The following is a 16672-nucleotide window of genomic DNA, read 5'->3' as shown; positions in this document are numbered from 1 at the left end:
TTGTAAATGGCGACTCCATTCGCGCAAACTAGCGGCGGAATGAAAAGTCGTGACGGAAAATCCAACTCAGAAGTGGGGCGTGTGATGCGAGACAAGGAAGAGAAACGCGTCGACAGCGGCCGCCGTACCTGGCTGATTGCGACATCCGTAGCAGGTGGCGTGGGAGGCGTAGCCACCGTCATACCTTTCGCGGCGTCGCTTGCGCCGTCCGCGAAAGCGAAAGCGGCCGGAGCCCCGGTCGAGGTCGACATCAGCGGCCTGAAGCCCGGCGAGATGGTCACGGTGCCGTGGCGCGGCAAACCCGTCTGGATCCTGAATCGCACCGATTCGATGCTGGCCGACGTCGTCAAGGCCGACAAGGAAGTGGCCGATCCGACCTCGAAATCCCCGTATTCGATGCCGTTGCCCGCGTATTGCGCGAACGAATATCGCTCGCGGGCCGATCGCAAGAACATTCTCGTCGTGATGGCCGTGTGTACGCACCTCGGCTGCACGCCTAGCCAACGCTTCACGCCGGGTCCGCAGCCGAACCTGCCGGACGACTGGCCGGGCGGCTTCCTGTGCCCGTGCCACGGTTCGACCTACGACCTCGCCGGCCGCGTGTTCAGGAACAAGCCGGCGCCCCAGAATCTCGACATCCCGCCCTACATGTTCACGTCGGCGACGACCCTCGTGATCGGCAAGGACGAGAAAGGAGAAGCGTGATGGCCGACAACAAGGAAGTCTCCACGACAGGTCTCACCGGCTGGGTCGACCAGCGCTTCCCGCTCACGTCCACCTGGAAGAAGCACGTTTCCGAGTACTACGCGCCGAAGAACTTCAACTTCTGGTACTTCTTCGGCTCACTCGCGCTGCTGGTGCTCGTCAACCAGATCGTCACGGGCATCTTCCTGACGATGAACTACAAGCCCGATTCGACGCTCGCGTTCGCGTCGGTCGAGTACATCATGCGCGAGGTGCCGTGGGGCTGGCTGATCCGCTACATGCACTCGACCGGTGCGTCGATGTTCTTCGTCGTCGTGTACCTGCACATGTTCCGCGGGCTGATGTACGGGTCGTACCGCAAGCCGCGCGAACTCGTGTGGATCTTCGGCTGCGCGATCTTCCTGTGCCTGATGGCCGAGGCGTTCTTCGGCTACCTGCTGCCGTGGGGCCAGATGTCGTTCTGGGGCGCGCAGGTGATCGTGAACCTGTTTTCTGCGATCCCGTTCGTCGGCCCGGACCTGTCGTTGTGGATCCGCGGCGACTACGTCGTGTCCGACGTCACGCTGAATCGCTTCTTCGCGTTCCACGTGATCGCGATTCCGCTCGTGCTGGTCGGCCTCGTGATCGCGCACCTCGTCGCGCTCCACGAAGTGGGGTCGAACAACCCTGACGGCATCGAGATCAAGGCGAAGAAGGACGCGGACGGCATTCCGCTCGACGGCATCCCGTTCCACCCGTACTACTCGGTGCACGATTTCTTCGGCGTCTGTGTGTTCCTGATGGTGTTCGCGCTGATCGTGTTCTTCTCGCCGGAGATGGGCGGCTACTTCCTCGAGTCGAACAACTTCGTCCCGGCGAATCCGCTGCAGACGCCGCCGGAAATCGCGCCGGTGTGGTACTTCACCGCGTTCTACGCGATGCTGCGCGCGACCACCGACCCGTTCAAGATCGTGCTGATGATCGTGATCGCGCTGCTCGGCGTGCTCGCGCTGATCCGTGCGCGCGGCAAGTGGAAGGTCGGGCTGCCGGTGCTGGCCGCGGCGATCGTCGTGTTCATGTTCTTGACGGAATCGAAGTTCTGGGGCGTCGTCGTGATGGGCTCGGCGGTGATCACGCTGTTCTTCCTGCCGTGGCTCGACCGCAGCCCGGTGAAGTCGATCCGCTACCGGCCGCTGTTCCACAAGGTGTTCCTCGGGATCTTCGTCGCGGCGTTCCTGATCCTCGCGTTCCTCGGCACGCGGCCGCCATCGCCGGTCTCGACGCTGATCGCGCAGGGCTGTGCGCTGATCTACTTCGCGTTCTTCCTCGGCATGCCCGTCTGGACGCCGCTTGGCACGTTCAAGCAGCCGCCGGAGCGGGTGCGCTTCAAGCCCCATTAACGAGAGCGAGGAGAGAACGACATGAAGAAACTGCTTTCGACGCTCGCGCTGATCGGGGCGACGGCCGTCGCGCTGCTGGCGGCGCCGGCCGTGCGCGCGGAGGGTAATTTTCCGCTCGACCGGGCGCCCGATAACACGGAAAATCTCGTTTCGCTTCAGCACGGCGCGCAATTGTTTGTAAACTATTGCCTGAACTGCCACAGCGCGAACCTGATGCGCTACAACCGTCTGACGGATCTGGGCATATCCCAGAAGGAGATCGAAACGAATCTCCTGTTCGCGACCGACAAGGTCGGGAACACGATGTCCGTCGCGATGCGGCCCGAAGACGCGAAGAACTGGCTCGGCACGACGCCGCCCGACCTGTCGGTCGAGGAACGGGCGCGCGGTCGCGACTGGCTGTACACGTATCTGCGGAGTTTCTACCGCGACGATACGCGGCCGAGCGGCTGGAACAACGCGGTGTTCGAGAACGTCGGCATGCCCCATGTATTGTGGCAACTGCAGGGGCAGCGCACTGCCAAATTCGAAGACAAGACGGACGAGGAGACGGGCGAGAAGGTCCACACGCTCGTCGGCTTCCAGCAGGTCACGCCGGGGACGTTGTCGGCGCCGGACTATGATGCTGCGGTGGCCGACCTGGTGGCCTATATGACATGGATGTCCGAGCCGGCCCAGCAGACCCGCAAACGCCTCGGCGTGTGGGTGCTGGTCTTTCTCGGTGTCCTGACTTTCCTGGCCTGGCGGCTCAATGCCGCGTACTGGAAAGATATCAAGTAAACACGCCTGACCGGCGTGGGGCCGGCGCAAGGCGGAACCCGTGAAAGGGGTTGCGCCGCGTGCCGGCCCTCGGCTTTTTTGAGGAAACGCAAATATGATGGTTCTGTATTCCGGCACAACTTGCCCGTTCTCCCAGCGTTGCCGGCTGGTGCTGTTCGAGAAGGGGATGGATTTCGAGATCCGTGACGTCGACCTGTTCAACAAGCCGGAAGACATCTCGGTGATGAACCCGTACGGTCAGGTGCCGATTCTGGTCGAACGCGACCTGATCCTGTACGAATCGAACATCATCAACGAATACATCGACGAGCGCTTCCCGCACCCGCAGCTGATGCCGGCCGACCCGGTGCAGCGCGCCCGTGCACGCCTGTTCCTGCTCAACTTCGAGAAGGAGCTGTTCGTTCACGTCAGCACGCTCGAGAACGAGAAGGGCAAGGCAGCGGAGAAGAACCACGAGAAGGCACGCCTCGCGATCCGCGATCGCCTGACGCAACTCGCGCCGATCTTCGTGAAGAACAAGTACATGCTCGGCGAGGAGTTCTCGATGCTCGACGTCGCGATCGCGCCGCTGCTGTGGCGTCTGGATCACTACGGCATCGAACTGTCGAAGAACGCCGCGCCGCTGATGAAGTATGCCGAGCGGATCTTCAGCCGTCCGGCCTATATCGAAGCACTGACGCCGTCCGAAAAGGTCATGCGTCGTTGATGATGCAATGAGGGCAAGACGGAGCGGGCGGCGCGGCGTGCCGCGTGCCCGCTCCGGGTTCGAGGATTGTGATGCAAGAGATTTCAACGAAGCCTTATCTGCTGCGCGCGCTGTACGAGTGGTGCACCGATAACGGTTACACGCCGCATATCGCGGTGAGGGTCGACAACTCGACGCGCGTGCCGCGTCAGTTCGTGCGTGACGGCGAGATCGTGCTCAACATCAGCTTCGAGGCGACGAGCCAGCTGCAGATGGGTAACGAGTGGATCGAGTTCACCGCCCGGTTCTCCGGGAAGGCGCACAAGATCGAGATTCCGGTGGCCAACGTGCTCGCGATCTACGCGCGCGAGAACGGCCAGGGGATGGCGTTCCAGGTCGATGCGGTGGCGGGCGAGGGCGCGGATTCGGGCGCGTTCGAGGACGATGCCGAGCAGGCCGATGAGGTGCGGCGCGACGAGTCGCCTGTCGTGCTGGCGCCGGTTGCCGATCAAGGTGCGAACGAAGAACCGTCCGAAGGCGCCGACGAACCGCCGAAAACCGACGGGGATGGCTCGAAAGGCGGCAGCAGACCTCGCCTCAAGATCGTGAAATGAGGTAGAATCTCGCGCTTATGCCGGCTTAGCTCATCTGGTAGAGCAGTTGATTTGTAATCATCAGGTGGCGGGTTCGAGTCCTGCAGCCGGCACCATATCCGAAAAGGGGTTACGGAGTTTTCCGTAACCCCTTTTTTCGTTCGTGGCGACCACCGGCGTGCACACTGCACATCCGGGCAATGGTTCCCGACTGTGCTTTATCGCCAATCCGCGGGGACGGGCGTCGGCCCGCGGATTCCGTCGCCCGCGCGACGCCCCGGGCCTTCGCGCGGCAATCGAACTACTTCATCGCTTCCAGACGTACCACGGCGCGACTTCCCGTCGCCTTCGCATAGCGCGCCAGCGTGCGCAGCGACGGCATCGTGCGACCGCTCTCCATCCGCGCGATGGTCGATTGAGTGGTCTGCATCCGCTCGGCGACCTGTTCTTGCGTCAATCCGGCGCGCACGCGTGCGGCGACAAGTTCGCGGGCAACGGCGAACTCCGGTGCCTGCGCGTCATACTCGGCCTGCGTGGCCGGGTCGGCCAACAGGCGCTTCTTCAACGTTGCAAGGCTGGTCATTGCTCAATCCTCCTTATCCGGGCGCACGCCATTTCGATAGCGCGACGCGGTGTTCTCTGCGTCTTCTTCACGAACATGTGCAGCACGATCAGGCGTTGCTTCGTCCGCGCGACGTAGATCGCCCGCGCGATGCCATCACGCCCGGTCATGCGGATTTCCCAAAGCTTTCCCGTCAGCGCGCGCACATGGGGCATCCCGACGCGTTGCGGGCCGAACTCCGCCAGCATCTCCGCGATATGGAGGAAGCGGGCGCGCATATCGGGAGGCAATGCCAGCAATTCGGCCGTTGCCTCGGGTATCAACTCAACATGCCAGGTCATCAGTTTATCGCTTTTTTGATATATCGGGTGAGTGAGTGGCCCACTGCATGCAATCCACGGGGATTGCATCGACGCCCATCCCTTGATGTGCGGATATTCGCAACAGTGAGGGCGGCGGTGGCGGCTATGCAGTGCTCATGAAGCGCATTCGCCGTCGACACGACCTTTCACAATCTCGGTGAAGATTTGCGGAGAGAAAAATACTTTGGTGTCCGTTCAATGTAGGCGGTTTCAATTGCTTTGAGTGCAAATTGGCCGTTCGGTATAGAAACCCTGACCAAACGGCAGACGAGGTGAGGCGAAGATTCCTGGGGCGGGGGGCGCTGCGAGAGACGGTTCGATTTCGAGCGACGAACGCTGCGTATCGCGTCAGCGGAATCGTGCCGATATTGGTTGGAGTGCTAGAAGTTTGAAGGGGAGAATTTTGAGGCGCATGGGCAATGGAGGCTAACGTCTCGACCGCATGGCACGTCAATCCAGCTCGGCCACAGGCATCGCCATCGAGGCTGAAGATGCCTGCGCTCCCGCCCCGATCCGCACGACGTGCGCTGCGCTGGCAATCCGAGCGCGCATCGCACATCGTTGCGCCCCCCTTTCCCTGTCACGCCCGCGTCACGCTGCGCCCCTAACGTTGCACGTTCCCGCCGCGGCGCCACCGTCGCGATCCGGGCGTGCGTGACCCGCACGCGACGCCGTGCCCGCGTTGCGCAACGGTCAACCGGGGTCTCGCTCCCGGCAGCGCATCGACTATGCCTCGCACCATTCCATTCGAAAACACGATCGACGCCGTTCGAACCGGATCGCGGACGATCAGGAGACAAGGACCATGTTGAGTCCGCATGAATTCTCGATGCTGCTGCGCATAGCCCGCGCACCGGACAGCGTCGACCTGGCGAACCCCGCGTTCGCCGTGCTCGTCGAAAAGCGGCTCGTCGACGATACGCAGGTACGCGTGAACGAGGTGGCTGCGCGCCCGGCGCTGACGCCGATCGGCCAGATGCTGCTCGCGCGCTTCGACGAAGCGGCCTGAGCGAAGAGAGCGGGAGAGAAGAGGCGTCACGCCTTCGCCGCAGCGAGTGACGTGACGCAATGCAAGCGCGGCGAACCGCTTACTGCGCGACCGGCACCGTCACGTCGCTGCCGAACCAGTGCATCGAGATCTTCTTCAACGTGCCTTCCTTGCGCAGCGACTCCAGCGCATCGTTGATCGCCTTCTCGAACTTCGGATTGCCCTTGCGGAACGGGATCGCCATCTCCTGCTTGCCGCCGTTCAGCACCGCGCCCGAGCGCAGCGGCAGGTTCGACGTCTTGATCATGTACGGCAGCATCAGGCGGTCGTCGAGCGTCGCCTCGATCCGGCCTGCCGCGAGATCACGCAGCTTTTCCGGTGCGCCAGGATACGTCTGCACCTCGATGCCCGGCACGCTGCGCGCCATCTGGTCGTAGTTGGTGCCGAGCGTCACGCCGAGCTTCTTGCCCTTGAAGTCCTCGAGCGACTTGAAGTTGCGCGTGTCGTCCTTGCGCTGGATCAGCTGCGCGGCCGAGTACGTGTACGGCTCGCTGAAGTCGAGCGCTTCCTTGCGCTGCGGCGTGATCGTGACCTGGTTGACGATCACGTCGAACTTGCCGGCCTGCAGCCCCGCGATGATCCCGCTCCATTCGGTCGGGACGAACTGCGTCTTCACGCCGAGCTTGCCGGCAACCGCATTCGCGACGTCGACGTCGAAGCCCTCGAGCTGACCCGACGTGCCGCGCGAGTTGAACGGCGGATACGTGCCTTCGAGGCCGACGCGCAGCACACCGGCTTTCTTCACCGAGTCGAGCAGGTCTTCCGCGTGCGCGGCGACGGCCGTGAAACCGAGGGCCGACGCGAGCAGCAGGCCAGATAGCAGGAACTTCGAACGTTTCATCGTGGATCTCCAGTGTTCAGTGTGGTGATGGCGCACCGGGCATCGATCGTGCCCGGGCCGGGCCGAATGACGGGCACGTAGACACTACTCGCAACCGGGCGGCGCCGGAAGTCGAATTGGCCCTGATTGCAATCGATTTCAGCGGGCGGCGGGGTGGCAGCGCTGTGTGACGACGTGGCACGTGAGCGCTGGACGAGCGTTAGAAAGGTTTGCCGTGGACGTTCGGACCAACGATTAAAAAATACTCTTTTAAATCAGGTCATTTTCCGAGTCGGCTAGTAATTTGTCTGTAAAATCGCGCGAGCGAAAATCGCATCACGCGCCATCCGAGGGCGCGTCAAAAGAAGAAAAGGCCGTTGCCATGAACATGCAGAACACTGTTGCCGCATTGCGCGGCGGGTTGCTTCAGCAGGACCGGCTGCTGAAGCTCGATACGCCATTGGGCGCCAACGTGCTGACCGTGCAGCGGGCCGTCGGCCGGTCGCGCATCGGGCGCGCATACGAATTCACGCTCGATGTGCTGTCGATCGACAGCGATCTGGAACTTAAAAAGCTGATCGCGCAGCCGGTCACGTTGTGGATCCAGCAGGGCGATCGCAGCTACCGGCCGATCAACGGGTACGTGCACACGGCGCGCCGCCTCGGCGCCGACGGCGGGCTCACGACCTATCAGCTCACGTTCGCCGATTTCTCCCATTTCCTGAAGTTTCGCCGAGACCAGCGGCTCTGGAACGACACGACCGTCGACCAGATCATCAGCGACGTGCTGAACCAGCATCCGCAGGCGCAGGGGCATTTCCGCTTCGCGCTGTCGAAACCGCTGCCGAGCCGTTCATACACGCGTCAGCACGACACCGACTGGCATTTCGTGCATCGGCTGATGGAGAGCGAAGGCCTCTACAGCACATGGCAGCAGGCCGACGACGGCAAGTCGCATACGCTCGTGATCACCGACAACCTGCAGGCGTTCGCGCCGCTGTCGCCGGAGACCGCGCGCTTCTATCGGGGCGGCGCGGCGAGCGAAGCCGACGCGTTCACGCAATGGTCGGGCTCGCGCACGCTGCAGAGCGTGACCCGGACGACGCGCACGTTCGACTACAAGAATCCGTCGCAACCGTCGAACCCGAAGGGCACGACGCTGCCGACGATGGGCGGCCAGGGCGAATTGCCCGACCAGCTCGAAGTCTACGAGTACACCGGTGCGTACACGTATCTGGACCAGACGCGCGGCGACCATCTGACGAAGCTGCGGATGGAGGAATGGGAGTCGCAAGCGAAGCGCTTCCACGGCGCGGGCGGCGTGCGCGCGATCGATGCCGGCCGTCGTTTTACGCTGGCGGATCATCCCGAACACGATCGCGATCCGGCCGACCAGCGCGAGTTCGCGGCGATCGGCGTCGAATGGTGGATCGAGAACAACCTGCCCGTCGCGAGCAGCAGCGCGGACTTTCCGTACAGCCTGCGCGACGCGTTGACGCAAGCGCAGGAGGGCTACGGTGCCGACGCCGCGTTCCGCGTGCCGCACGACGACGGCTCGGTCGGCTTCTATCTCGTCGAGGTCGAAGCGCAGCGCGTGAGCGTGCCGTATCGCAGCCCGTTCGAGCACGAGAAGCCGAAGATGCATCTCGAGACGGCCATCGTCGTCGGGCCGCAGGGCGAGGAAGTCTATACGGACGAGCTGAACCGGATTCGTGTGCAGTTCGTATGGGATCGTCTGAACCCCGGCAACGAGAACGCGTCGTGCTGGGTGCGCGTCGTGCAGTCGGATACCGGCGGCGGTTACGGTGGCGTGCACGTGCCGCGCATCGGCGAGGAAGTGCTGATCGACTACGTGGGTGGCGATTGCGACCGGCCTTTGGCAGTCGGGCGCGTGTACAACGGCGCGAACCAGCCGCAGTGGCATAGCGACGGGATTCTGTCCGGGTATCGATCGAAAGAGTATTCGGGCAGCGGCTACAACCATCTCGTGATGGACGACGCGACCGGGCAGAACCGCGTGCAGCTGATGAGTAGCAGCGCGAACAGCCTGCTGCATCTGGGCTACCTGATCGACCAGAACGGCAATTCGCGCGGGTCGTATCTGGGCAGTGGCTTCGATCTGCGTTCGGATGCGTATGGCGCGGTGCGGGCGAGTCAGGGCCTGTACGTGACCACGCACCCGAAGGCGCCGAACAGCCAGCCGCTCGACGTGAAGGAAGCGCAGCAGCAACTGGTGACGGGCGAAAGCCTGGTCGAGGCGATGTCGGGCGTGAGCGAGCAGCATCAGGCGGAAAGCCTCAAGGAAGCCCACGACACGATGCGCGCGTTCACCGACGCGACGCAGGACAGCGCGTCGGGCAACGCGTCCGGCGGACGCACGGCAGGCGGCGGCACGGGCAGCGCGAATGCGTTCAAGGAGCCGGTGATGCTGTTCGGCAGTCCGTCCGGGATCGGGATGTCGACGCAGCAGTCGCTGCACGTGGTCGCGAACGATCACGTGAACGTCGCGAGCGGACAGAGTGTGCACGTCGCCGCGGGCAAGTCGCTGATCGGCAGCATCGGGCAGAAGCTGAGCCTGTTCGTTCAGAACGCGGGGATGAAGCTGTTCGCCGGCAAGGGCAAGGTCGAGATCCAGGCGCAGTCGGACAACGTCGAGGTGACCGCGCAGAAGGCGGTGAAGGTTGTGTCCGCAACCGACCGGATCGAGATCGCGGCCGACCAGGGGATTCTGCTGACGAGTGGCGGCGGGTACATCCGCATCAAGGACGGCAACATCGAGATTCATACGCCGGGTGCGGTCGATGTGAAGGGCGCGTCGCATACGTTCGCGGGGCCGGCGAGCATGGGTTATCCGCTGCCGAGCCCGCGGCCGGACCAGCCGGGGCAGTTGGAGCTGTTTCACAAGTACGTGAACGGCGAGGCGGTGAAGGGCGGCCTGTTCACGGTGAGAGACGTGAACGGCGCCGTGCTGAAGAAAGGGGCGCTCGACAACAGCGGCTATACGGCGGTGAGCGGTTTGCCGCCGGGTGCGGTGCGTGTCGAGTTCGGGAAGGATCCGCGCGAGTCGGCTCAACCCGCAAATTACTTCAAGCAGGCGCAGTGGCCGGTCGAGCCCGTCGAGCCGTCGCCGCAGGCGGCGCAAGCCGCGGCGACGGAGCAGCTCGCGAGCCAGTTGAAGGGGATGGCGCCTGCGGCGACGACGGCTGCGATGGGGCTTGCGAGCGGAGGTGGAGCCGGTGCTGCGTTGGGCGGACTGGCGAGTTCCGCATTGCCGGCTGCCGCAAGTGCGCTGGGTGGGGCAGGCGCTGTTTCCGCGCTACAGACGGCATCGAGCCTGGGCAGTGCCGCGAAGCAGGTGGCCGGGATGGTGCAGGCAGCTCGCCAAGGTGGGCTCGCGGCGCTGGCCGCGCCGGCTGCGAAGGCGGCATCCGGTGCGCTGCAGGGCGCGCTACCTGGTGTCGCCGGTGTCGCCGGAAAGGGTGCTACGACGGTGGCGTCAGCCGCCGGTGCGACCGGCATGAAGCTTCCGACGAGCGGGTTCGGCGGACCGCTGAAATCCTGAGAGGGCGGCTCGTCAGCGTCTTGAAAAAACGAATTGAACGAACAACGACATGGCACAACAACTTCCACCGGGCGCCGAGAAGGAACAGGCCGTTTCCTGGCTCAGCGATATTTCGCCGAAAGATGTAGCGGCGGGAGGCGACCGTTTCAACAAGTGGCTGCTCAAGATCAGCGGCAATCACATTTCGTTCGAGGGTCTCAAGACCTTCGCAAGCGCGGTGCCGATCATCGGCAACCTGATGGCGTTTTACGATGCGGTGTGCGACATCGTGATGATCGTCGAGAAGCGCCACGCCAATCTGCTCGATTACCTTGGGCTTGCGATCAACCTGATCGGCGTCATTCCGGTTCCGCCGCCGCTGGCATCGTTTCGACTGTCGGCACGGCCGCTGCTGGCGCTCGTGCGCAATCAATTGCTGGTGTCTCGCGGCAATCTCGGCGCGGCGCTCATTTCGGTGCTCGTCACGCATGTCAACGCCGCGGCCGCGACCGAAATCGAGAACTTCCTGAAGACCCTGCAGGACGTTCTTGTCGAACTGCTGAACGACTGCGCGCATAAGGCGCAGGAGTTGATGCTCGGTATTGCTACCGGGCTGGAACTCGCCCTCAAAGGGCAAATTTTCGACAGCAGCGCCAACGTGCGTCGTACTGCGCAGATCGCCCGGAAGATGGACAAGCGGTCCTGGTACAACCCGATGCTGGTGGTTGATGCGATCGAGTACGGTTACGAAGGTTCGATCGCGTTGGGGAAGGAAGCCGGGAACGCGACGGTCGGGACCGCTGCGAAGCTTGCTCCGGATTCGTGGCTGCAACCGTTCCGCGATATCGTCGCGTTCCTGAAGGACGAGGCGCCGAAAGTCGCGAAGGCGATCCGCGATCTGAACGGCAGCGAAGAAGGCAAGATGCTGTGGCTGATCGCGCAAGTGATCGAGGCCGTGGCAAGGGTGCGCGCACGCGGGAAGCTTCACGAAAAGACCGCCGACGTGCCGCCCGGCGGCAAGGGGCGCGCGCAGCACGATCGTCCTCAGGAGCCGGCGGGTGCGATCGGACAGCAGGCGCATGCGGAAGGTGCCGGCCAGAGTCCTTGTAAAAGTTGCGGAATTGGCGCGTCAACCGGGTCGATCGATTTTGCTTTCGGCGATGAGACTTTCACTCACACGGACTTTGAACTGCCCGGCGCACTGCCGCTCGTCTGGGCGCGCACGTACCGGTCGCGCCTTTCCGCATACGACAACGGGGAACTTGGCGCGCGGTGGCTCACGCCGTACACGACGCGCATCGATGTCGAAGGCGATACATGGTTCTTTCGCGATGCCAGCGGGCGCAGCATCGAATATCGAGCGCTTGCAGCCGGAGGTGTGCATGACGATCTCGCGGAAAACCTGACGCTGACGCGTCTGGACGAGACGTGGGCCGCGATCGCATACGGCCACGACGAGCTTCACGTGTATGAACGGCGCGGCAATGCGTTCCGGCTGGCGATGCAGAAGGACCGTGTGGGCAATACGATCACGCTCGATTACGACGCACTCGACCGCGTGGCACGCCTGATCGATGCGAGCGGCAACGTGCTGTCGTTCGAGCACGACAAGCAAGGCCGGATCGTGCTGATCGAGCAGGTGCTCGACGATGGAAAGCGCCGTACGCTTGCGAGTTACGCCTATGACGAAGCGGGCGACCTCGTGCGCGCAACCGACCGGTATGGCAACGCGTGGAGCTATCAGTACCACCGTCATCTCGTGACGCGCTATACCGATCGCACCGGCCGCGGGATGACGCTCGAATGGGACGGCGCGGACGCTGAAGACAACGCGAACGCGAAATGTGTGCGCGAGTACGCGGACGACGGCAGCCTCGATATCCGCCTTGCATGGCATCCGAACATTCGGCTGACCTACGTGACCGATGCGCTCGGTCAGATGTCACGCTATTACTTCAACATCAAGGGATACGTTTATCGAATCGCCTATCCGGACGGCAGCGAGGAATGGTTCCGGCGCGACGAGCATAACAATCTGACGCTGCACATTCTGCAGGACGGCAGCATCGAGCAGATGCGTTATGACGCACGTGGCAACCGGACATGGCACGAGCGCGCGGACGGCAGCATCGTCGAGATGGCATACGACGGCAAGGATCGGATGATCCGGCTCGTCGATCCGAACGGCCATGTGTGGCAGCGCAAGTACGACGATGCGGGCAATCTCGTCGAGGAAATCGATCCGCTCGAGCATGCGACGAAGTACGCCTACAACGACAAGGGGCTGCCTACGCAGATCACGGATGCGAAGGGCGGCTCGAAGGCGCTTGGATACAACGACGCCGGGCAATTGACGAGCTACACGGACTGCTCCGGAAAGAAGACGGAGTGGCGGTACGACGATATCGGCCGCGTGATCGAGACAAAGGACGCGTCCGGTGGCGTGGTTGCCTATGGTTATGGCCCGAACGGCCAATTGACGGAGACGCGTTCGCCGGCGGGTGTCGAGCACGTGCAATACGACGCTGAAGGTCGGTTGTTGCGGCATACGGATCAACTCAATCGATTGACCCGATACGGCTACGATGCAGCGGGTCGTATTGCGAGCCGCGCGGATGCGCTCGGGCAGACGATTGCGTATCGCTACGACCGTCTCGGCCGCTTGACCGCGCTGACCGATGCTAATTTTGCGACGTATCAGTTCCGCTACGATCCGGCGGGGCGGTTGATCGAGGAAATCGGTTTTGACGGCAAGTCGACGCGTTATCGATACGACCCGGACAGCGGCAGCCTTGTTTCGGTCGATGAAGCGGGTTGTGTGACGTCGATCGACGTCGACGCGAACGGCCGTCTGATGAAGCGCATCGCGGGCGAAAGCGAGGAACGGTTCGCCTACGACCCGAGCGGCAGGCTGATCGACGCGGTGAACCGCTACAGCCGCGTGCAGTTCTTCTTCGATCCGGTCGGCAATCTGGTGCGCGAACATCACGCGTACGATTTGTTCGGCGAGCGGCGTAGCTACGTCTGGCACCACGAATACGACGAACTCGGCAACCGACGACGTACCGTGCGGCCGGATGGGCATGCGGTTGACTGGCTGATGTATGGCTCGGGGCATGTGCACGGGATGCTGCTCGATGGCGAGGAGCGTGTGCAATTCGAGCGCGATGACCTGCATCGCGAGACGGTACGCGTGTTGTCCAGCAAGGTCGGACAGCGCACGCATTACGACCCGGCAGGACGCGTACTGCAGCAGACGATCCAGCGATCGACATCGCCCGCGCCGCTCGCCGAGCGGCGGTATCGCTATGACGCGGCCGGGCAATTGTCGCGGATCGAGGACAGTCGCAAGGGCGGGACGGACTATCGATACGATCCGGTCGGGCGGCTGATCGAGGCGATCAGTCCGGTCGCGAAGGAGCGATTTGCGTTCGATCCGGCGAGCAACATCATCGATCCGGTGCGATCCACCGAAACGCCGGCCTCCCGTTCGAGCCCGGTGCGGGAAAGTAGGTAATCGTCAGGCTCCCTAAGCCAAAAACCCCCGCCCGAAAGGCGGGGGTTTTTGCATTTGCAGCGCAGAAATGTGCAATCACCGCCGGGCGTTGGCGGCGGCGGCGCAAGCAAGCAAGCAAGCAAGCAAGCAAGCAAGCAAGCAAGCAAGCAAGCTGGCTGGCTGGCTGGCTGGCTGGCTGGCTAGTCGGGCGGGACTTTCATGTACGCCGCGCGCCGTGTCGCGAATGGACGAGTGGCTCGACCCCGCTGCTGCCGGTAACTCCGCGGCCAGGGCGGCCAGTCTTGCACCGCTCGCAGCGCGAGAGTCTGATCGGCGCCGAATTGTTTGAGCAGATGGCGGCTCATTGACGCATCCTGCTCCTCATCATCGTTGACTGCATCGAACCCGCGCAGCGAGATCTACCACGTCTATCATCTCGCTTGCCACTGGCTTCGAGCTCCGCGCGGTTTCCATCCTGTGATGAACCGACCAGGGGCGCGGCAGGGGTCACCCTTGCGCGCAGCCGAAGGCTCCGTCAATCGCCGGGGTGCCGCCGATGGCCGCGTCATGCTCGAAGTGATCGCGCCTCCGCTCGTTCTCCCATTATTTACCTCCTCGAGCACATTGCACGGCAAGTCTAGCCATCGCAAATCGGAGTCCATTATCTCGGGCTATTAATTGGTGTATATCGGTTATCTCTGCCCAACGTCGTCGATTCCGTTTCGAGGTTGCTGGTGTGTGATTGGCGCGTTTCAGGGCAAATCCACGGCTGCCTCGGCGACAGCGCGAGGCCGAGATCGCGCGCCCGTCGGCATATGCGCCATGAGGCCTTCCGTCGGCGCGAAGGCGTCGCGGAGGCGAATTTCTTCGACGAGCGAATAGACGGTGCCCCCGAAATAGTGGCGGCCTTCGCCCATCAATCCGAAATGCGTACCGTCCGCGTTGACGCCGGACGACCGCACCGTGCATGCAGTGCTTGGACTACCCCGTGCCAAGCGCTCGATCGGGCGAATCGGCGGATCGTGCTACTGCCATGGCTCCGGGTCGACATGAGCATCGCCGGGCAGTGAGTAGTCGATGTCGACGAACCCGCGTTGAATGTCGGCTTCCCTGCCGCCTGGTTCGTACGGGGCGACGTACAGGCGCCCCGGTCAAAGCCGATGCAGCTCCGCGCTTGACTGAACGAGGTTCCATTCGTATCCACACGTCGGATGGCGCGTGTACAGCGCAGCCTCGCCGCGATAGGCCGCCCAGACATTCATGGTGGTCGGCTTGCACGAAGGACGGTTCGACACAAGGCGCGCTGCACTGCTGAACGTTCGCAGCGACGGCGACACGCAAGCGATGTGGCAGCAGGCGTGCGGGCGCAGATCGTCGCGCATCAGCGGCACCAAGACATCTAGGCAGGCCGAGCTGTTGGACCTTCTCGCAAGGTGCCAGCGTCGCTATCAGCCGCGATAACGTAGGTTGACGCTCGTTCGGCAACCACGCGTACGCGATCGCTTCCGGAGTCGCGACTCGCGGGCGTCGCCGCGTGCTGGTGGCCAACAAGCAGCCGGCGTCGACGGCCGGTTTTAAAGTCTCATGCGTCGCGCGAGCCGCGGCGCCTTTCGCGCGCCTGGCGGTGTGGTGCCCGGAAAGCGTCGGCTCTCGGACTGCCGCGATTCCTTCCCGTGCTGCACCACGCGTTGTCGATGTTGCCCGCATGTGCCACGGAGGAAGCAAAGACCAGTGCGAAGGCAAGACGGACGACAGGGTATCGCGTGGAGGCAGGGAAACGGGAGAGCGGTCGGCATGATCGCGGGACACGGGATGGTACCGCGCGTGCCTTCCGTCAGTGGTGATGAGGGGAGGGGGCGAAGATGGCCCCTAGGTGCTTTCCGGGTTCGATTCCGGTGTCGCAACGGAGCAAGCGGGAACGGCGACGCTTTCCCTGGAATCCGGCTTCGGCACCCCGTTTGCCGGAAACCCTTGCGCGCAGAAGCCGGTTGTCCCGGGTTTGGCGGGGTGCTGATGTGTCGCCATTAATCAACCTACCCCCTGGGCTCGCGTCGGAAGCCTTGCAGATTCCTCCGGCATGGAAATTGCAAATTTTTTGCGTTTACCCGCTTGGCATTATGCGTGAGAGGTCGTATCATGGCGGTCTTTCGTTTTCAGCGAAGATGCAAATCGAAGCTGAAGACGGAGTCTGACGAAGATGTGGGCGCCGATCGGCGATCCTCTTGTGCTTGCCTCAGCCGGGTGAGCGCGGGTGTCGGGTGAGTCGCCAGGGTGCGCTGGAAGAGAATGAAAATAATCTTCCGGATGTACTTGACAAGAGTGCGATGCACCCCCATAATCGTCAGTTCTCTACGGAGGGGTGCCCGAGTGGCTAAAGGGGGCAGACTGTAAATCTGTTGGCTTACGCCTACGTTGGTTCGAATCCAACCTCCTCCACCAGAACATCAGCGCAGAGAGCGGTAGGGAATCGTTAGTGGCCCGTGCGGGTGTAGCTCAATGGTAGAGCAGAAGCCTTCCAAGCTTACGACGAGGGTTCGATTCCCTTCACCCGCTCCAGTCCGTGTAGTTGAAGCGTAATACCGCCCATGTGGCTCAGTGGTAGAGCACTCCCTTGGTAAGGGAGAGGTCGGCAGTTCGATCCTGCCCATGGGCACCAGCAGTAAAAAGTCAGTGTCTGTTTGCGCGCGGCGCAACATGTGAA

Annotated in this window: 11 protein-coding genes, 4 tRNA genes and 1 pseudogene; 12 read left to right on the top strand and 4 right to left on the bottom strand. The window is 62.9% G+C overall.

Annotated features, from left to right (window positions below):
• Window positions 1–84 precede the first annotated feature (84 nt).
• From petA to PL79_RS35570, 6 genes are all read left to right on the top strand, one after another.
• Window positions 85–705 carry a ubiquinol-cytochrome c reductase iron-sulfur subunit gene (gene petA / locus PL79_RS35595; RefSeq protein ID WP_044845945.1) on the top strand — a complete coding sequence of 207 codons (621 nt, stop codon included), beginning with the start codon at window positions 85–87 and terminating at the stop codon, window positions 703–705.
• A complete protein-coding gene (locus PL79_RS35590; RefSeq protein ID WP_124487862.1) occupies window positions 702–2084 on the top strand; it encodes a cytochrome b in 1383 nt (460 codons plus the stop codon). The genes petA and PL79_RS35590 overlap by 4 nt, the downstream gene beginning before the upstream one ends.
• A gap of 21 nt (window positions 2085–2105) precedes the next feature.
• Entirely contained in the window at window positions 2106–2864 is a 759-nt protein-coding gene (locus PL79_RS35585) for a cytochrome c1 (protein ID WP_044845943.1), read from the top strand.
• Between the two features lie 94 nt (window positions 2865–2958).
• Entirely contained in the window at window positions 2959–3570 is a 612-nt protein-coding gene (locus PL79_RS35580; protein WP_006400565.1) for a glutathione S-transferase N-terminal domain-containing protein, read from the top strand.
• 71 nt (window positions 3571–3641) lie between these two features.
• Window positions 3642–4163 carry a ClpXP protease specificity-enhancing factor gene (locus PL79_RS35575; RefSeq protein WP_044845942.1) on the top strand — a complete coding sequence of 174 codons (522 nt, stop codon included), beginning with the start codon at window positions 3642–3644 and terminating at the stop codon, window positions 4161–4163.
• Window positions 4164–4182: 19 nt separating this feature from the next.
• Window positions 4183–4258 (top strand) — tRNA-Thr (locus tag PL79_RS35570).
• 185 nt (window positions 4259–4443) lie between these two features.
• Here the strand turns inward: PL79_RS35570 and PL79_RS35565 are convergent.
• A complete protein-coding gene (locus PL79_RS35565) occupies window positions 4444–4725 on the bottom strand; it encodes a helix-turn-helix domain-containing protein (RefSeq protein ID WP_044845941.1) in 282 nt (93 codons plus the stop codon).
• Window positions 4722–5045: a type II toxin-antitoxin system RelE/ParE family toxin gene (locus PL79_RS35560; protein WP_044845940.1), complete on the bottom strand. Its 324-nt coding sequence runs from the start codon at window positions 5043–5045 to the stop codon at window positions 4722–4724. The genes PL79_RS35565 and PL79_RS35560 overlap by 4 nt, the downstream gene beginning before the upstream one ends.
• Before the next feature lie 826 nt (window positions 5046–5871).
• Here PL79_RS35560 and PL79_RS35555 point away from each other — a divergent pair.
• Entirely contained in the window at window positions 5872–6075 is a 204-nt protein-coding gene (locus PL79_RS35555; protein ID WP_044845939.1) for a hypothetical protein, read from the top strand.
• Window positions 6076–6154: 79 nt separating this feature from the next.
• On the opposite strand, the gene PL79_RS35550 is transcribed toward PL79_RS35555, so the two are convergent.
• Window positions 6155–6955, bottom strand: a complete 801-nt coding sequence (locus PL79_RS35550; protein WP_044845938.1) for a cystine ABC transporter substrate-binding protein — start codon at window positions 6953–6955, stop codon at window positions 6155–6157.
• Between the two features lie 361 nt (window positions 6956–7316).
• Here PL79_RS35550 and PL79_RS35545 point away from each other — a divergent pair, with 361 nt between their 5' ends.
• Together PL79_RS35545 and PL79_RS35540 are read left to right on the top strand one after the other, a co-directional pair.
• Window positions 7317–10496, top strand: a complete 3180-nt coding sequence (locus PL79_RS35545; protein WP_044845937.1) for a type VI secretion system Vgr family protein — start codon at window positions 7317–7319, stop codon at window positions 10494–10496.
• Between the two features lie 49 nt (window positions 10497–10545).
• Window positions 10546–13980, top strand: a pseudogene (locus PL79_RS35540) (DUF6531 domain-containing protein); the annotation flags it as partial.
• Window positions 13981–15122: 1142 nt separating this feature from the next.
• On the opposite strand, the gene PL79_RS35530 reads toward PL79_RS35540, so the two are convergent.
• The gene (locus tag PL79_RS35530) at window positions 15123–15353 is read right to left on the bottom strand and encodes a hypothetical protein (protein ID WP_135801207.1); all 231 of its coding nucleotides are present in this window, start codon (window positions 15351–15353) and stop codon (window positions 15123–15125) included.
• Window positions 15354–16324: 971 nt separating this feature from the next.
• Here PL79_RS35530 and PL79_RS35525 point away from each other — a divergent pair.
• From PL79_RS35525 to PL79_RS35515, 3 genes are all read left to right on the top strand, one after another.
• Window positions 16325–16410 (top strand) — tRNA-Tyr (locus tag PL79_RS35525).
• Window positions 16411–16453: 43 nt separating this feature from the next.
• Window positions 16454–16527 (top strand) — tRNA-Gly (locus tag PL79_RS35520).
• Window positions 16528–16552: 25 nt separating this feature from the next.
• Window positions 16553–16627, top strand: a tRNA-Thr gene (locus PL79_RS35515).
• Window positions 16628–16672 lie beyond the last annotated feature (45 nt).

It is taken from the genome of Burkholderia sp. USMB20 (genome assembly GCF_000949135.2).
Lineage (GTDB): Bacteria > Pseudomonadota > Gammaproteobacteria > Burkholderiales > Burkholderiaceae > Burkholderia.
Note: the sequence above shows the minus strand (reverse complement) of the source record. Positions and strands in the feature narration are given on the sequence as shown.

What these genes read in the sequence shown, in the direction of transcription:
- petA (WP_044845945.1), top strand. Translation starts at nt 85, where the DNA reads ATGCGAGACAAGGAAGAGAAACGCGTCGACAGCGGCCGCCGTACCTGG.
- PL79_RS35585 (WP_044845943.1), top strand. Translation starts at nt 2,106, where the DNA reads ATGAAGAAACTGCTTTCGACGCTCGCGCTGATCGGGGCGACGGCCGTC.
- PL79_RS35580 (WP_006400565.1), top strand. Translation starts at nt 2,959, where the DNA reads ATGATGGTTCTGTATTCCGGCACAACTTGCCCGTTCTCCCAGCGTTGC.
- PL79_RS35575 (WP_044845942.1), top strand. Translation starts at nt 3,642, where the DNA reads ATGCAAGAGATTTCAACGAAGCCTTATCTGCTGCGCGCGCTGTACGAG.
- PL79_RS35565 (WP_044845941.1), bottom strand. Translation starts at nt 4,725, where the DNA reads ATGACCAGCCTTGCAACGTTGAAGAAGCGCCTGTTGGCCGACCCGGCC.
- PL79_RS35560 (WP_044845940.1), bottom strand. Translation starts at nt 5,045, where the DNA reads ATGACCTGGCATGTTGAGTTGATACCCGAGGCAACGGCCGAATTGCTG.
- PL79_RS35555 (WP_044845939.1), top strand. Translation starts at nt 5,872, where the DNA reads ATGTTGAGTCCGCATGAATTCTCGATGCTGCTGCGCATAGCCCGCGCA.
- PL79_RS35550 (WP_044845938.1), bottom strand. Translation starts at nt 6,955, where the DNA reads ATGAAACGTTCGAAGTTCCTGCTATCTGGCCTGCTGCTCGCGTCGGCC.
- PL79_RS35545 (WP_044845937.1), top strand. Translation starts at nt 7,317, where the DNA reads ATGAACATGCAGAACACTGTTGCCGCATTGCGCGGCGGGTTGCTTCAG.
- PL79_RS35530 (WP_135801207.1), bottom strand. Translation starts at nt 15,353, where the DNA reads ATGCGCGACGATCTGCGCCCGCACGCCTGCTGCCACATCGCTTGCGTG.